The organism is Corynebacterium sp. 20-84 (genome assembly GCF_053479455.1).
This window is the reverse complement of sequence record NZ_JBRBCB010000017.1, coordinates 1-15,207: the sequence shown is the minus strand read 5'-3', so window position 1 is coordinate 15,207 and position 15,207 is coordinate 1. Positions and strand designations below refer to the sequence as shown.

The 15,207-nt window shown below is 62.9% G+C and carries 15 protein-coding genes, 1 rRNA gene and 1 other RNA gene; 13 read left to right on the top strand and 4 right to left on the bottom strand.

Translation table 11 applies throughout. The annotated features are described in order from the left end of the window. Positions 1–21 precede the first annotated feature (21 nt). From ACUY2Y_RS11275 to ACUY2Y_RS11260, 4 genes are all read left to right on the top strand, one after another. On the top strand, positions 22–396 hold the full coding sequence (locus ACUY2Y_RS11275; RefSeq protein ID WP_210574092.1) for an ectoine synthase: 375 nt from the start codon (positions 22–24) through the stop codon (positions 394–396). Positions 397–398: 2 nt separating this feature from the next. Beyond that, a complete protein-coding gene (locus ACUY2Y_RS11270; protein WP_210574090.1) occupies positions 399–1,007 on the top strand; it encodes a cation transporter in 609 nt (202 codons plus the stop codon). Between the two features lie 58 nt (positions 1,008–1,065). Next, positions 1,066–2,286 carry an Nramp family divalent metal transporter gene (locus ACUY2Y_RS11265; protein ID WP_210574088.1) on the top strand — a complete coding sequence of 407 codons (1,221 nt, stop codon included), beginning with the start codon at positions 1,066–1,068 and terminating at the stop codon, positions 2,284–2,286. Between the two features lie 361 nt (positions 2,287–2,647). Then, the gene (locus ACUY2Y_RS11260) at positions 2,648–3,916 is read left to right on the top strand and encodes a DUF222 domain-containing protein (protein ID WP_448326543.1); all 1,269 of its coding nucleotides are present in this window, start codon (positions 2,648–2,650) and stop codon (positions 3,914–3,916) included. On the opposite strand, the gene ACUY2Y_RS11255 is transcribed toward ACUY2Y_RS11260, so the two are convergent. Beyond that, on the bottom strand, positions 3,913–4,563 hold the full coding sequence (locus ACUY2Y_RS11255; protein WP_448326541.1) for a thiamine phosphate synthase: 651 nt from the start codon (positions 4,561–4,563) through the stop codon (positions 3,913–3,915). The genes ACUY2Y_RS11260 and ACUY2Y_RS11255 overlap by 4 nt on opposite strands. Before the next feature lie 73 nt (positions 4,564–4,636). Here ACUY2Y_RS11255 and ACUY2Y_RS11250 point away from each other — a divergent pair, with 73 nt between their 5' ends. Next, complete coding sequence (locus ACUY2Y_RS11250) at positions 4,637–5,464, top strand: S1 family peptidase (protein ID WP_448326539.1); 828 nt, start codon at positions 4,637–4,639, stop codon at positions 5,462–5,464. On the opposite strand, the gene hisN is transcribed toward ACUY2Y_RS11250, so the two are convergent. The 3 genes from hisN to thiC are packed head-to-tail and all read right to left on the bottom strand — an operon-like array spanning position 5,461 to position 8,841. Further along, positions 5,461–6,243, bottom strand: coding sequence for a histidinol-phosphatase (hisN, locus tag ACUY2Y_RS11245; RefSeq protein WP_448326537.1), 783 nt, complete (start codon positions 6,241–6,243; stop codon positions 5,461–5,463). The genes ACUY2Y_RS11250 and hisN overlap by 4 nt on opposite strands. Next, positions 6,236–7,054, bottom strand: coding sequence for an inositol monophosphatase family protein (locus tag ACUY2Y_RS11240; protein ID WP_448326536.1), 819 nt, complete (start codon positions 7,052–7,054; stop codon positions 6,236–6,238). The genes hisN and ACUY2Y_RS11240 overlap by 8 nt, the downstream gene beginning before the upstream one ends. Next, positions 7,054–8,841 carry a phosphomethylpyrimidine synthase ThiC gene (thiC, locus tag ACUY2Y_RS11235; RefSeq protein ID WP_448326535.1) on the bottom strand — a complete coding sequence of 596 codons (1,788 nt, stop codon included), beginning with the start codon at positions 8,839–8,841 and terminating at the stop codon, positions 7,054–7,056. The genes ACUY2Y_RS11240 and thiC overlap by 1 nt, the downstream gene beginning before the upstream one ends. A gap of 180 nt (positions 8,842–9,021) precedes the next feature. On the opposite strand from thiC, the gene prfB reads away from it, so the two are divergent. The 8 genes from prfB to ACUY2Y_RS11195 all read left to right on the top strand — a co-directional run. Next, positions 9,022–10,128 carry a peptide chain release factor 2 gene (gene prfB / locus ACUY2Y_RS11230; RefSeq protein WP_448326533.1) on the top strand — a complete coding sequence of 369 codons (1,107 nt, stop codon included), beginning with the start codon at positions 9,022–9,024 and terminating at the stop codon, positions 10,126–10,128. Positions 10,129–10,211: 83 nt separating this feature from the next. Then, on the top strand, positions 10,212–10,904 hold the full coding sequence (gene ftsE / locus ACUY2Y_RS11225) for a cell division ATP-binding protein FtsE (RefSeq protein WP_296148944.1): 693 nt from the start codon (positions 10,212–10,214) through the stop codon (positions 10,902–10,904). Between the two features lie 2 nt (positions 10,905–10,906). Then, on the top strand, positions 10,907–11,809 hold the full coding sequence (ftsX, locus tag ACUY2Y_RS11220) for a permease-like cell division protein FtsX (RefSeq protein WP_448326531.1): 903 nt from the start codon (positions 10,907–10,909) through the stop codon (positions 11,807–11,809). An 11-nt stretch (positions 11,810–11,820) separates the two neighbouring features. After that, a complete protein-coding gene (gene smpB, locus ACUY2Y_RS11215) occupies positions 11,821–12,309 on the top strand; it encodes an SsrA-binding protein SmpB (protein WP_448326529.1) in 489 nt (162 codons plus the stop codon). Beyond that, entirely contained in the window at positions 12,306–12,953 is a 648-nt protein-coding gene (locus ACUY2Y_RS11210) for an SDR family oxidoreductase (protein WP_448326527.1), read from the top strand. The genes smpB and ACUY2Y_RS11210 overlap by 4 nt, the downstream gene beginning before the upstream one ends. 70 nt (positions 12,954–13,023) lie before the next feature. Next, positions 13,024–13,406, top strand: a transfer-messenger RNA (tmRNA) gene (gene ssrA / locus ACUY2Y_RS11205). Between the two features lie 65 nt (positions 13,407–13,471). Next, positions 13,472–14,335 carry an ABC transporter substrate-binding protein gene (locus tag ACUY2Y_RS11200; RefSeq protein ID WP_448326525.1) on the top strand — a complete coding sequence of 288 codons (864 nt, stop codon included), beginning with the start codon at positions 13,472–13,474 and terminating at the stop codon, positions 14,333–14,335. Positions 14,336–14,872: 537 nt separating this feature from the next. Next, positions 14,873–15,207: ribosomal RNA gene (locus tag ACUY2Y_RS11195) — 16S ribosomal RNA — on the top strand; the annotation flags it as partial.

Here is a 15,207-nt window from a genome sequence, read left to right as displayed (position 1 = left end):
CGATTTAGTTAAGGAGAGTTTATGTTTATTCGTTCCCGTGACGATGTCGAGACTGTTGAGTGGGGTGGCGGCACCTCCGAGCGCCTGCTGACCGCCAAGGACAATATGGGTTATGCCGTTGCTCACACCGTCGTGCGTGCCGGCACCGAGTCGAAGCTGCAGTACCGCAACCACCTCGAGGCCTGTTACTGCATCGGCGGCTCCGGCGAGGTTGAGGACACTGAGGGCAATGTCTACCCGATCACCCCGGGCACCTTTTACGTCCTCGACGAGCACGACGCCCACTACCTGCGCGGCGGTAAGGACGAGGACCTGATCCTGGTCTCCGTGTTCAACCCGGCGATCACCGGCGATGAGAAGCATTCCCTGTCTGAGGATGGCTTTAGCTCCTACTAAACATGACTGAACAGCGTATTCGCCGCGCCGTTCTGATCGTGGCGCTGCTGAACTTCGGCTATTTCTTCGTCGAGTTCGCAGCGGCCATCGCGATCGGATCGGCGTCTCTTTTTGCCGACTCGGCGGACTTCCTCGAGGACACCGCAATCAACATGCTGGTGTTCTTCGCGGTGGCGTGGTCGGCGGCGCGCCGTCGTAGAGCGGGCTCCGTGCTCGCCGCCCTGATCCTGATCCCCGCGATCGCCGCGATCGTGACCGTCGTGCTCAAGATCGTGAACCCGGAGCCACCCTCGCCTGAGGGGCTGACCGGTGTGGCTGTAGGCGCGCTCGCGGTGAACCTGATCTGCGCCGTGATCTTGCTGCGCCTGCGCAACGAAGGGTCCTCCCTGGCCACCGGCGCATGGCTCGCCGCGCGTAACGACGCGTTGGCCAACATCCTCATCATCGTCGCCGGCCTGCTCACTTTCGTGTGGGCGACTGGCTGGTTCGACATCATCGTCGGCGCGATTATTGCCGCCGTGAACTTGTCTGCCGCCAAGGAAGTGTGGGAAGAATCCCGCGAGGAGCACGACTCGGTCGAGGAAGCTTTCGCGGATATGGAGGACTGCTGACACTTTCTCACATAAAGTGATGTGGAGCACATGTCACTAGCGATAGGAGACAGGTCTCATGTCCACCGCCAAGAAACAACGCTCCGCATGGCTCGGCCCCGGGCTTCTCATCAGTGCCTCATTCATCGGGCCGGGCACCGTCACCACCGCCACAGTCACTGGCGCAAGTTTCGGCTTCGCGCTGAGCTGGGCGATCGTGTTTTCCATCATCGCCACGATCATCCTGCAGGAAATGTCCGCCCGCCTGGGATTGATGGGCAAAATAAGCACGGGCGAAGCGATGCGCGCGACCTTCGAATCGCCCGTGGCCAAGCTCTTCATGATCGTGCTCATTGTCACGGCCATCGGCATCGGCGGCGCGGCGTACGCGGGTGGCGACACGACGGGCACAGCACTCGCGCTTAGCGACGTGACCCACCTTCCAGTCCCCGTCCTCTCCGGCATCATCGCCGCTGTGCTCGTCCTGCTGCTGCTCACTGGCAGTTATAAATTCTTCGAGCGCTTCATGACTGCGCTGGTGATCATTCTTGTCGGCGTCTTCCTCGTCACCGCTGTGGCCGTGAAGCCCGATGTTGGCGCGCTTCTCCACGGCATCTTCGTTCCCGAAGTGCCCGCTGGGGCAGCCTTGACCGCCATCGCTCTGATTGGCACCACGGTCGTTCCGTACAACGTTTTCCTCCATTCCAACCTGGTGCAGGAGAAATGGGGCAATGAACCGCAGGACCTTGCTATGAAGAAGGCGCGCGTGGACAACGTCGTCTCGATCTCCATCGGCGGCCTGATCACGCTGGCCATTCTCACCACCGCCGCGACCGTGATGTTCAGCCAGGGTTTGGAGGCTGAGTCTGCCGCCGACCTCGCCGACCCCCTTCGCCCCATGCTTGGCGACGTCGCCCCCTGGGTCCTTGCCATCGGCCTCTTTGCCGCCGGCATGACCTCTGCCGTCGCCGGCCCTCTTGGCGCCGCCTACGCCATCTGCGGAGTCATGGGCTGGTCCCGTGACCTGACAGACAACAAATTCCGCGCCATCTACCTCACTGTTGTTATCGTCGGCGCCATCATTGCCATCACCGGCGTCAACCCAGTGCAGGTCATCATCCTTGCCCAGGCCGCCAACGGCATCCTCCTGCCCGTTGTCGCCTTCTTCCTGCTCTACACCATGAACAACAAGAAGCTCCTCGGCGATCACGTCAACGGCCTAGTGACCAACATCATCGGCGGCATCATTTTCGTGATTACCGTCGTCCTTGGAGGCATGACGCTTATCGACTTGTTCTAGTGCTCTAGGGGGTCTCAAATCCGCAGGGACTCCGCAGTGCGGAGTTTTAGGGGGTGCTGGCGTGGGTAGGCGTTTGTGAAACCGCAGGGACTCCGCAGTGCGGAGTTTTAGGGGGTGCTGGCGTCGATAGGCGTTTGTGAAACTGCAGGGACTCCGCAGTGCGGAGTCGGGGGCGGTGCCGCACGTCGGCGTTTTAAAGGGGTTGTTTGGGGCGTCGATAAGCGCTTTGCAAACGTGCAGGAACTCCGCACTGCGGAGTCTCTGACCAGGTATGTTCGAACGCTTGTGCGAGTGTGTCCAAGTCGTTTTGTATGGTTCGTTTAACAAAAGCAAACAACCATTGGGGGGAATCATGTTGGTGATGGAAGCAGGGTCCGAGCTGAGGGCTGAAGTGCTGGCCGAAGAGATTGTTGATAGGTATCGCTCGATGATGCGTTCGAGGGCTGGTCTCTTGGAGATGATCGGGGAGTTCGACCGTCGCAGTCTCGCCCAGGAATGTGGGGCGTCCAGCACGGCGACGTGGCTGATGCGCCGTCTGGGGATCTCTGAGTCGTCGGCGCACGAGTATGTGTACGTGGCGCGGCAGCTGCTGAATTTTCCGTATCTGGCGGAGATGTTCGCAGCGGGGAATTTGAGCTACTCGGCGCTGCGGCTGTTGCTCAAGTATCTCACGCCGGAGAATGAGGTCGAGCTGGTGGAAAAGGGGATGGAGTTGGGGCATAACGGCCTGGAATGCGCGCTGGCCGGACGCGAAAAGGCCGGAGGTGATAAGCCGAAAAAGGAGTACTACCTGCGGATGGCGAAGGAAGATGACGGGGACCTGACGCTTTGGGCGCGGCTCAATCACGTCGACGGGGATGCCTTCTGCGCCGCGCTGAAGATCGGGCATCTCGCATTCGCGGCGAGCGAGGAGGAGCTGAGCTCGCTCATCGGGGAGGACGGATACGTCGACCCGGCCAAGCTGGATGCCCTCATCAAGGCGAAGGAGGAGGAAGAGGAGAAGATGCAGGCCAAGAAGGACGTTTCGGGCTTCGGTTTGCCGACGGGGCGTGCGATGGTCCACGCGCTGATGGGCATGGTCAACGCGGTCAGGTCGCAACCGCAGAGCAAGCTCCGGGCGCCGGGCGCGCAGGTCAGCGTGATGGCGACACTGGATGGCCGAGCGTACCTTCCCAATAATGCCGGGGTGGCGTCGGAGGGGCTGGCGAACCTCGTGGCCAATGCGCTGGTGCGCCTGGACACGGTCGATGACCGCGGATTGATCATCAACGCGGGGCGTTCGACGCGTTTGGCAACGGATGGGCAGATCCGCTCCCTGTTGGCAATGTGGGGCGGGCAGTGCGCGATGCCGGGATGCACGCACACGCGCTTCATGGAATTCCACCACATGGAGGAATGGGCCAATGGCGGCCTGACGGACATGGACAACCTTATCCCGCTGTGCTCCGCGTGCCACTCGCTGGTCACGGAGGGCTACGCCGAAATCACCCGTCACGGAGATGAGATCGTCTTCGACTTCGGGGACGGCAGCCGCTACGTGTCCTACAACCACTCGCTGCCGGTCCGGAACGACTCCTACGTGATGCCGAAGGTGGAGAAGCGCGGATGTGCCGACAGTTTCGCGAGTTAGCTGCGTCCGCGGTCGACGCCGGCCACCACGCGCTCAACGTAGTCGCGCGGATCCTCGGCGTTCATGATGCCGCGGACGATGGCGACACCGTCGACGCCGGTGCGGGCGAGGTCCTCGGCATCGTCGACGGTGACATCGCCGATGGCGACGATGGGCAGCTCCGATGCTGCGACGAGGGCGGGGTAGCCGTCGAGGCCCAGGGGAGCGCGGCCCGAGTCCTTGGTCGGGGTGTCGCGGAAGGGCCCGGCACCGATGTAGTCGATGACATCGGAGAAGTCGTTGGCGGCTTCGACCAGCTCCAGGGTGCCAGTGGTCAGGCCGATGATGGCATCGGGGCCGAGCAGGTCGCGAGCAATGCGGGGGTTCAGGTCGTCCTGGCCGATGTGGACACCGGCGACACCGTGGGGGGCGAGGGCGAGGGCGACGTCAACGCGGTCGTCGATAAGCACGCGCGTGGCGGGGTTGACCTCGTGCACGGCGGTGACCACGGACAAACCGAGGTCGTACAGATCGCGTGCGCTGATGGGTTTGCTGCGCACCTGGATGATGCCGACACCGCCCTGGGCGGCGGTGCGGGCGGTCTCCACGATCTGGTCGGGGGCACCGGCGCCGGTAACGAAATAGCAGCGGAGGTCGAGTTCGGTCATGTGCGCCATTGTAGGGACACACCCGTACGGTACGGTTTGTCTATTCAGATCCTCTGGGAGAAGGGACGACCACATGAAGATCCGGGCTTTGGCGGCAGCGGCGTTAGCTGCGCTGGCTCTGGTAGCTGCACCACAGGCGAATGCGCAGGTCGACCCGAATTACCAGTGGCGAACGGACCCGGCGGCAAAGGTGCTGGCGGGCAAGCCGTTCGCGCCGGGTGTGCTGCACCGCGTGCCGGGCTCGTGGTTCGACGCACAGCGGGCGAATCCGGGTGCGAAGCATGCGGCGTCGCGCGGGCGTGCGCTGTACGGCCCGGGCGCGCCGATCTACGTCGGGTTGTACGGCATGTGCACGGTCGCGGCGGTCGGCACCGACGGGGCGGGGCGCAAGGTGGCGCTCACCGCGGGGCACTGTGGCAACGTCGGGGACCCGGTGGTCGCGTCAGATTCGTTCGCGGCGGGCCCGACGGGCCGGGTCGCGCGGAAGAACGGGGCGATGGACTACGCGGTGATCGAGCTCGGCCCGCGCGCGGACCTGACGGCGAGTTACAACGGCACGACGATCCGCTCGACGGGTGGGTCGGTGCGCACCGGCGACCAGCTGTGCAAGAACGGCTACGCGTCGGGTGTGACCTGCGGAATCAACTGGATGACGGACGGCGTGCGCCAGCAGTCGCAGGTCTGCGCGATGGCGGGCGATTCGGGCGCGCCGCTGTATTCCGGCACGCGCCTAGTCGGGCTGGTCAACGGCTCCTCGATCCCGCGGAATGCGAACCTGCAGTGCATGAGCCCGCTGCAGGGGCCGATCCACTCGCCGACAGTGTCCACGAGCATCGACGCGATCATCCGCGACCTCAACGCCGCGCCGGGCGTGGGCAACGGCTTCCGTCTGGCGCGCTAGCTGAGGCGGCCGAGCACCTCGTCGTGCAGCAGGCCGTTAGTGGCCACGGCATTGCCGCCGTGCGGGCCGTCCTCGCCAGCAAGCGAGGTGAAGCGGCCGCCGGCCTCAGTCACGAGGACAGACAGGGCGGCCAGGTCCCAGAGGGAGACCTCAGGTTCGGCGGCGATGTCCACGGCGCCCTCGGCGACCAGGCAGTACGAGAAGAAATCGCCGTAGCCGCGCAGGCGCCACGCATCGTCGGTGAGCGAAATCAGCTGGTCACGCAACCCGCGGTCGCGCCAGCCGCTCAAGGAAGAGATGCTTATCGACGCATCCGCCAGCCCCGCAACCCCCGAGACCCCCAGCCGGGTGACGCTGCCGTCGGCGAATGTGCGCCACGCACCGGCGGCCTCACTGGCGTACCAGCGGCGTGCCAGGGCAGGGGCGCTGATGACGCCGACGACGGGCTTGCCGTCCTCAAGCAGGGAGATGAGTGTCGCCCACACGGGCACGCCGCGGACGAAATTCTTGGTGCCGTCGATCGGGTCGATGACCCATTGGCGGCCGGAGAACTGCACGTCGCCGCCGAATTCTTCGCCGAGGACGGCGTCGGCGGGGCGGGCGGTGCCGAGTTTGTCGCGCAGCGCGCTCTCGACTGCCACATCAGCGTCGGAAACGGGGGTCATGTCGGGCTTGGTATCCACCTTCAGGTCGGCGGATTCAAAGCGCTCGAGAGTTATTGCGTCGGCAAGCTCAGCCAGTTCGAGGGCGAGGGCGAGGTCGTCGGAGTAGTTAGCCATGCTGTTCAAGCTTAGCCAGCACTTCGTCGACGAGCTGGCGGTTTCCGGCAACGCACCATGTGACCCCACCGGCATCGGCCTTCACGGCCTTGCCGCCGGCAGCCTCGACGAGTGCTTTACCGGGCAGCCAATCCCAGTCGGCGACAGAGTGCTGCAGCCAGCCGCCGATCCCGCCGGAAGCGACCGTGGCCAGATCGATCGAGCCGGCGCCGAACATGCGCACGGTGGCTGCACAGTTGGTGGCGTCCAGCCACGCGTTCCGGATGGCCTCGTCTTTCATCGAGGTGGGGTGGAGGTAGGTGGCGAGCGCCAGGTGGGGCAACGGGGCGTCGATAAGCTGCTCGAGCGTGCGGCCGTTCCGTGTCGCGGTGCCGTTGTCTGCGACCCACGTCGTGGCGAGCGCGGGACGGTGAATCGCGCTGGTCAGAATGTGCGTGGGGTCGCTGGCCTCGCCCTCGACGAGCGCGAGCGCGGAGCAGAAATAATCGGAGCCCGACGCGAAATTGTAGGTGCCGTCCACCGGGTCGATCACCCACGTGCGCCCGCTTGTCGACGCCTTCGCCGCGCCCTCTTCGCCCACGATCCCGTCCTCGGGGCGCAAGGCTTCGAGTGCTCCCGCGACGAAGTCCTCGGCGGCCGTGTCGGCATTGGTGACAACGTCGGACACCGAGGTCTTCTGGCCGGTCTCGAGCCCCTCGTCGCGCATGCTCAGCGCCAGGCCCCCGGCTGTCTCGACGAGCGCGCGGGCGAGCTCGGCGTCAGTGGAATTGCGGTGCGAATCAATGAAAGCTGCGGTAGACACAGCCGCCATTATTCCTGAACGTAGACATTCGAGCCGAGCTTGTGGAATTCCTTGGCCATTTCGCGCTCGCCGCGGCGGTAGTCGGTGCCGCCGGCGAAGCTCGGGATGCCCAGATCGGCGATGAGCTTCTTGTTCTTATCATCCAGGGCCTCGTCGATCGCGTCGCCGAATTCGTCGCGGATGTCCTGGCTGATGCGCATCGAGCAGAACTTCGGGCCGCACATCGAGCAGAAGTGCGCGGTCTTGGCGGGCTCAGCGGGAAGCGTCTCGTCGTGGTACGCCTGCGCGGTCTCCGGGTCGAGGGAGAGCGCGAATTGGTCGTGCCAGCGGAATTCGAAGCGAGCCTTGCTCATCGCGTCGTCCCAGTCGCGCGCACCCGGGTGGCCCTTCGCCACATCGGCGGCGTGGGCGGCGATCTTGTAGGTGATCACGCCGGTTTTCACATCGTCCTTATTCGGCAGGCCGAGGTGCTCTTTCGGGGTGACGTAGCACAGCATCGCGGTGCCGCCCATGGCGATATTGGCAGCGCCGATCGCGGAAGTGATGTGGTCGTAGCCGGGCGCGATATCGGTGACCAAGGGGCCGAGAGTGTAGAACGGGGCGCCGCCGCACCATTCCTCTTCCTTCTCGTTGTTCACCTGAATCATGTTCAGCGGCACATGGCCGGGGCCCTCGATCATCACTTGGACGTCGTGGTTCCAGGCGCGCTTGCACAGCTCGCCGATGGTCTTGAGCTCCGCGAACTGGGCGGCGTCGTTGGCGTCGGCGACGGAACCGGGGCGCAGGCCGTCGCCAAGTGAAAATGCGATGTCGTACTGCGCGAAGATCTCGCACAGCTCGTCGAAGTTCTCGTAGAGGAACGACTCCTTGTGGTGCGCGAGGCACCAGCCGGCCATGATGGAGCCGCCGCGGGAGACGATGCCGGTGACGCGTTTCGACGTCAGCGGGACATACGGCAAGCGCACACCCGCGTGGACAGTCATGTAGTCGACGCCCTGCTCAGCCTGCTCGATGACGGTGTCGCGGAAGATCTCCCACGTCAGGTCCTCGGCGACGCCGCCGACCTTCTCCAGCGCCTGGTAGATCGGCACGGTGCCGATCGGGACAGGGGAGTTACGCAGGATCCACTCGCGGGTGGTGTGGATGTCGTTGCCGGTGGACAGGTCCATGACGGTGTCCGCGCCCCAGCGGGTGGCCCAGCGCAGCTTGTCCACTTCCTCGCGGATCGACGAAGTGACCGCGGAGTTGCCGATATTGGCGTTGATCTTGGTCAAAAACGCATTGCCGATGATCATCGGCTCGGACTCCGGGTGGTTGATGTTGTTCGGAATGATTGCGCGGCCGGCAGCGACTTCCTCGCGGACCTTCTCCGGGTCGCAGTGCTCGCGCAGCGCGACAAAGCGCATCTCCGGGGTGATCTCGCCGCGGCGTGCGTACGCCATCTGCGTGACACGCTTGCCGTCCTTCGCGCGCAGGGTCGGGCGGGTCGCTCCACGCCATTCCTCGCTGGCCGCGCCGCGCTTCATTGCGCGGGTGCCGTCGTCCTCGAGGTTCCGTGCACGGCCCTCGTATGCTTCTACGTCGTCGCGCTCGGCGATCCATTCGCTGCGCAGGTCCGGCAGGCCCTCTTCCGGTTCGGCCCACGGGCCGCGGGTGCGGTACACGCGGAACGGCTCATTCGGCCCTGTCGGGGAATCGTCCAGCTCAATCGCGGTTTCCGGAACTTCAAGCCCGTCTTCGACAATCGGGGCGTACGAGTGCTTCGGGTGGATTTCAGACGCGTAAATATCAGCCATCAGCTGCTCCTTACTTCCTTCGCTGGTGCTAACCAGACAGGTTCGGACGGTGCTCGCACGGCTCAATATCAGTGCGATCTCAGCCCGCTGCCGCGGGCGCCCGTGTGGGTGCGCCACACAGTGTAGGTCTTCCGGTGGTGCTTCGTAGGCGATTTACGAAGTCCACTAGACTTCGCACGTATGCAGCCAGAGACCAGCAACCGGATCCAGTCCCTCGACTCCACCCTGACCACCATCGAGTCGGTCATGGACCTTGACGAGATGGATTCACGCGCCCGCGAGCTGGAGCAGCAGGCCGCCGACCCGAGCTTGTGGGACGACCCCGACCACGCGCAGACGGTGACCACGGAGCTATCCAACGTGCAGGCCAAGCTGCGAAAAGTCACGGGCCTCCGCCAGCGTCTCGACGATCTTCCGGTCATGTACGAACTCGCGGAAGAAGAGGGCGACGCATCGCTTGCCGACGACGAATTGGCCGATCTGGAAACCCAGATCTCCGCTCTGGAAGTGACCACGATGCTGTCGGGCGAATACGACGAGCGCGAGGCAGTGGTGAATATCCGCTCCGGTGCCGGCGGTGTCGATGCCGCTGACTGGGCGGAAATGCTGATGCGCATGTACACCCGCTGGGCGGAAAAGAACGGCCACAAGGTCGACGTCTACGACATCTCCTACGCCGAGGAAGCCGGCATCAAATCCGCGACCTTCGTCGTCCACGGCGAGTACATGTACGGCCAGCTCTCCGTCGAGCAGGGTGCGCACCGCCTCGTCCGCATCTCGCCCTTCGACAACCAGGGCCGCCGCCAGACCTCGTTTGCCGAGGTGGAGGTTCTGCCGGTGGTGGAGCAGACAGACCACATCGACATCCCCGACTCCGATATCCGCGTCGACGTCTACCGCTCCTCCGGTCCCGGCGGCCAGTCCGTGAACACCACAGACTCCGCCGTGCGCATTACTCACGAGCCCACCGGCATTGTGGTGACCTGCCAGAACGAGAAGTCCCAGATTCAGAACAAGGCCTCGGCCCTGAACGTCCTGCAGTCCAAGCTCCTGGAACTCAAGCGCCAAGAGGAAAAAGCCGAGCTCGACGCCCTCGGCGCCGGCGGCAACGCCAGCTGGGGCAACCAGATGCGCTCGTACGTCCTGCACCCGTACCAGATGGTCAAAGACTTGCGCACCAACTACGAAGTCGGCGACCCGCAGAAGGTCCTCGACGGCGACCTCGACGGGTTCCTCGAAGCCGGTATCCGCTGGCGCATGGCGGAGCAGCAAGGCGAAGAATCCTAAAATCCTGAACGTCACCTGAATCACCTGCGGTTTCCGCGAGTGGGATTTCCGTGCGGCCCGCGTCTGTCACTAGAGTGGCGCGTGTGATCACTTTCTCGAATGTGACAAAGGTCTATCCGACGTCGACGCGGCCGGCGCTGGACGATATCTCGCTGACGATTGAAAACGGCGAATTCGTCTTCCTCATTGGCCCGTCGGGCTCGGGCAAGTCGTCGTTTCTGGAGCTGCTCATCCGCGAGGAGAACGTCACCAGCGGTGACATCCACTTCGGCGACTTCCACGTCAACGAGCTGAAGGGCAAGGAGGTGAACAAGCTCCGCCAGTCCATCGGCTACGTCTTCCAGGATTTCCGGCTGCTGCCGAAGCTGAACGTGTACGACAATGTGGCGTTCGCGCTGGAAGTCATCGGTAAGCCGAAGTCGAAGATCAAGAAGCTGGTGCCGGAGGCGCTTGAGATCGTCGGCCTGGACGCGAAGGCGAACCGCATGCCGAACGAGTTGTCCGGCGGCGAGCAGCAGCGCGTGGCCATCGCGCGCGCGTTCGTGGACCGTCCGCATCTTTTGCTTGCCGACGAGCCGACGGGCAACCTTGACCCGTCCACCGCCGACGACATCATGGCGCTGCTGGCACGCATCAACCGCATGGGCACGACCGTGATCATGTCCACCCATAATGCGCGTGCAGTCAATGACATGCGCAAACGTGTGATCGAGCTGCACCTGGGCAAGCTTGTTCGCGATGAGAGCCACGGCGTGTACGGAACTGTGGGGGCATAACTATGAATTGGAATTTCATCTTCCGTGAGGGCTTCCGCGGGCTGGGCCGCAACCTCACCATGACGATCGCTTTGATCATCACCACGGCACTGTCGCTGGCGCTGGTCGGCGCGGGCATCCTCATGTCCAAGGTCACCAGCGAGACCAAGGACCTCTACCTCGACCGCGTCGAAGTGATGGTGGAGCTGAGCGAGGAGATCTCGGCGGGGGACAAGGACTGTTCGTCGACAAGCTGTGCGGAAGTGCGCGACAAGCTGCAGGCGGATGACCGCGTCGAGTCCGTGACCTTCCGTAACCGCGAGCAGTCGTACGAGCGTTTCGTGGAGCTGTTCCAGGAATCCGACCCGGTGCTGGTGCAGGAGACCTCGAAGGATTCGATGCCGGCGGCGCTGCATGTTCGGCTGGAGGATCCGACGAATACCGAGCCGATCGACGCTGTGCGCGACATGCCGCAGGTGGAATACGTGGCCGACCAGGCCAGCGATGTCCGCGGCGTGGCTGACTCGCTCGATTCCTTCCGCAATGCGACATTCATCATTGCTGCGGCGCAGGCGCTGGCAGCCGCGTTCTTGATCGCGAATATGGTGCAGCTCGCCGCGTACAGCCGCCGCGAAGAAATCGGCATCATGCGCATGGTGGGCGCGACCCGCTGGTTCACTCAGGCGCCGTTCATTCTCGAGGCGTTGATCTCCGTGTTCATCGGCGCGGTCATTGCCACGGTGGGCGTGTGGGCGATCAAATCGCAGATCGTCGACCCGATGCTGGCGGGTGTGTACGAGAACCTGCTCATCGCGAAGCTTTCCGACGGCGCCGTGTGGACCGTCATGCCGCTCGTCGGCCTCGTCGCGCTTCTTGCATCGGGCCTGGTCGCTCAGGTAGCGTTGCGCTCTTACGTGCGAAAGTAGGAGGTCAGGTCATGGCGAAGAAAAAGAAAAAGGACGGTCCGGGCGTCATCGCGTCCAACCGCAAAGCTCGCCATGACTACAACATCCTCGACACCTACGAGGCCGGCGTCGTCCTGGTGGGGACGGAAATCAAGTCCCTGCGCGACGGCAAGGCATCCCTTGTCGAGGCATTCGCGACCATCGATGACGGCGAAGTCTGGCTCCGCAACCTCCACATCCCCGAATATTCGATGGGGTCGTGGACGAACCACTCGCCGCGCCGCACCCGCAAGCTGTTGCTGCACCGTCGCGAGATCGACACGCTTGAAGGCAAGGTCCGCGACGGCAACCGCACCCTCGTGCCGCTGAAGCTCTACCTCAAAGACGGGCGCGTCAAAGTCGAGCTCGGCCTCGCGCAGGGTAAGCAGGACTATGATCGCCGCCAGGACATCAAGAAACGCACCGAGGACCGCGAAATCGCGCGCGAACTCGGCCGCAAATTCAAGGGGATCAAGGCATGAAAACAGCCCTCATCACCGGCGCTTCCCGCGGCATCGGTCGCGCGATTGCCGAGGAGCTGGGCAAAGACCACCACATTCTGGTGGGGGCGTCGAAGGATGCGAGCGCGGTCGTCGATAAGCTTCCCAGCGCTGAGCCGTTCGAGGTCGACCTGCGCGACGAGCAGGCGATCGTCGAGGCTGCGCGCAAGGTCGAGAATGTCGATATCGTCGTTCACGCCGCGGGCGTACTGCACAAGGCGCCGTTCGACGAGCTCGATGCCGAGCAGTGGCGCGAGACCATGGACATCAACGTGCTCGCGCCCGTCACTCTCACGCGCGAGCTTTTGCCCGCTTTACGACGATCGCGTGGTCTCCTCATCACCATCAATTCCGGCGCTGGCTTCCACGGTGTCGAAGAAAACACTGCGTACTGCGCCTCCAAATTCGCGCTGCGCGGCTTCACCGATGCTCTCCGCCTGGAGGAAAAAGGGAAGATCCGCGTGACCTCGATCCACCCGGGCCGCACCGACACGGACATGCTCGCCGACCCGAAGCACGGCGATCGCCCGAAGATGGACCCGGTGAACGTCGCGCGCGCTGTCCGCCTCGCCGTGGATGTCGATCCCGACACCGTAGTCGAATTCTTGCGCGTTGCACCTGCTTGACGTGCGGTATTGATCAGCGCTATTGTTATCTCTCCTGCGGTCAATGCATGATCCCGCCGCAGGACGCGAAGGGGATGACTTGGTTTCGACTTCGCCGACTAAACCAGGGGAAGCGTGCCGGTGCAGGCTGGAGACCACCGATTTGAAGCGTCGCAGCACTTGATAAACGCAGAGAAGAACTCTCAGCGTGACTACGCCCTCGCTGCCTAAGTAGCGACCGCGTGTCTGTCAGGCCGGGCTCGCTCCCGCCCCGGATCCTGGCATCGACTAGGGAGCTTGCCCTCTCGCCGTGCCGGTGAGGCGCGGAGGGGACACCTTTTCACCGGCTGGGCCCGTCATCCGGACACGTTCGCCTGATCCGGAGGGTCGAGCAGAGATTCTGTGCGAACTGCGCACGGAGAAGCCCTGGTGCAGTGGCGAAGGACCCGGGTTCAATTCCCGGCATCTCCACAAAGCGATGAAACCGCTGGTCAGTAACGGCCGGCGGTTTTGTCGTTTCCGATAAGCTGTGCAGCGATATGAACCGAGCAATTTTTCGGGGAGCGGTGCTCCTCACTTCAGGCGCGTTGCTTACCGCCTGCACAACGCCTGCCGACGAAACGCCGCAGGCGGAAACAACGACTTCTTCTACCTCGCCTGCTTCCAGCAGCTCCATGGAGATCGAGGACAACGAGGGGGTCAAGACCGTGCCCGCTGCGCCAAAACGCGTTGTCGCGCAAGACGCCCGCTCCCGTGAGCTGCTCGAAGCACTGGGCGTTGAGGTGCAGGATCCGGGCAGCGACGCCGACCTCCTCGTTGCCGGAACTGCTGATGGTGCCGCTGCCGAACGTCCGGATGCGGCGTTTGTCGATCTCACGCCCCGCGACGGCATCCCCCTCGACTGGGAGATGGTTCGGCAGATCCAGGTGCTGGGCACGATCTTCGGCAAAGAAGATGAAGCTGCCGAACTGGACAAGGAGTTCTCCGAAGCGCGTGGCCGTGCCATCGAAGCGCGTTCCGAGAAGTGGACCTTCTCCGCGCTGACCGTCAACGGGGAAGAGGTGACTGTTCAACCAGCCGACGGCGACACGCTCTGGCAGCCGCTATTCGAGATGCTCGAACTCACACCCGCGTTGAAGCCGGAGGATCCCGCGGATATTCCTGCACTGGTGGAGGCAGAGCCGAAGTTCCTCTTTGTAACGGAGACTCAAAAAGACATTGCTGCCGACGGGTATGTGCCGGCAATGCGCGCATTCGCCGGAACCGAAGAGTTGAAAGACATCTCCGCATTAGAAACGGGCCGTGTCTACATTGCACCACTGAACGTGCAGGACACAGCCTCGATCATCGCCTACACACAGATATTCAACGAACTGGCGGATCATTGGTCCGACATGGGTTAAGACGTTTCAGCTATCGCATCATTCGTGCAGTTCAAAGGCCGCATTTGCATTCTGCAACCACTTAGGGTTAATGTTTTGATCCGTCGCCGCGAGACGTTAAGAACCGGTTAACGGGTCTGAACAGAAGGTGGCGGCGAGAAAAAATTGATATTGCGACAGAGTTGACATCAAATGTCAGCCTAAAGTAATGTCAGACAAGCCGCTAAGGCAGAGGGGCGAAAGTTCCGAAGCCGAGTGTGCGTGTGTTGTGTGAGAACTCGATAGTGTGCCAATGATTTTGTTTGGTTGGTTTGTGTGACTGTTTCATGCCCTTTTTGTGGTGTGTGCTGGTCGGTACTGTTTGAACCATTGATGGAATGGTGCCGCTGGTTGGTCGCATGACTGATTGGATTTTTGGTTGCCCTCTTCTTTTGCCCCGTCAGGGTTGGAGGGTGACTGTTTAGTAATTTTTGGATTGCCAGGCCACGCTTTGTTGTGTGGTGTGGTTTGTTTTGGTTGGGTTTTGGGCTTTTCACGGCTCAGTTCTTTTACTGATTTTTTGTGGAGAGTTTGATCCTGGCTCAGGATGAACGCTGGCGGCGTGCTTAACACATGCAAGTCGAACGGAAAGGCCCTTGCTTGCAGGGGTACTCGAGTGGCGAACGGGTGAGTAACACGTGGGTGATCTGCCCTGCACTTCGGGATAAGCCTGGGAAACTGGGTCTAATACCGGATAGGACGATGGTTTGGATGCCATTGTGGAAAGTTTTTCGGTGTGGGATGAGCTCGCGGCCTATCAGCTTGTTGGTGGGGTAATGGCCTACCAAGGCGTCGACGGGTAGCCGGCCTGAGAGGGTGTACGGCCACATTGGGACTGAGATACGGCCCAGACT

Coding starts and splice junctions, on each gene's coding strand:
- thiC (WP_448326535.1), bottom strand. CDS start 8,841: ATGGCTGATATTTACGCGTCTGAAATCCACCCGAAGCACTCGTACGCC.
- prfB (WP_448326533.1), top strand. CDS start 9,022: ATGCAGCCAGAGACCAGCAACCGGATCCAGTCCCTCGACTCCACCCTG.
- ACUY2Y_RS11255 (WP_448326541.1), bottom strand. CDS start 4,563: ATGACCGAACTCGACCTCCGCTGCTATTTCGTTACCGGCGCCGGTGCC.
- ACUY2Y_RS11270 (WP_210574090.1), top strand. CDS start 399: ATGACTGAACAGCGTATTCGCCGCGCCGTTCTGATCGTGGCGCTGCTG.
- ACUY2Y_RS11250 (WP_448326539.1), top strand. CDS start 4,637: ATGAAGATCCGGGCTTTGGCGGCAGCGGCGTTAGCTGCGCTGGCTCTG.
- ACUY2Y_RS11260 (WP_448326543.1), top strand. CDS start 2,648: ATGGAAGCAGGGTCCGAGCTGAGGGCTGAAGTGCTGGCCGAAGAGATT.
- hisN (WP_448326537.1), bottom strand. CDS start 6,243: ATGGCTAACTACTCCGACGACCTCGCCCTCGCCCTCGAACTGGCTGAG.
- ftsX (WP_448326531.1), top strand. CDS start 10,907: ATGAATTGGAATTTCATCTTCCGTGAGGGCTTCCGCGGGCTGGGCCGC.
- ACUY2Y_RS11265 (WP_210574088.1), top strand. CDS start 1,066: ATGTCCACCGCCAAGAAACAACGCTCCGCATGGCTCGGCCCCGGGCTT.
- ACUY2Y_RS11200 (WP_448326525.1), top strand. CDS start 13,472: ATGAACCGAGCAATTTTTCGGGGAGCGGTGCTCCTCACTTCAGGCGCG.
- ACUY2Y_RS11210 (WP_448326527.1), top strand. CDS start 12,306: ATGAAAACAGCCCTCATCACCGGCGCTTCCCGCGGCATCGGTCGCGCG.
- ACUY2Y_RS11275 (WP_210574092.1), top strand. CDS start 22: ATGTTTATTCGTTCCCGTGACGATGTCGAGACTGTTGAGTGGGGTGGC.
- ACUY2Y_RS11240 (WP_448326536.1), bottom strand. CDS start 7,054: ATGGCGGCTGTGTCTACCGCAGCTTTCATTGATTCGCACCGCAATTCC.
- smpB (WP_448326529.1), top strand. CDS start 11,821: ATGGCGAAGAAAAAGAAAAAGGACGGTCCGGGCGTCATCGCGTCCAAC.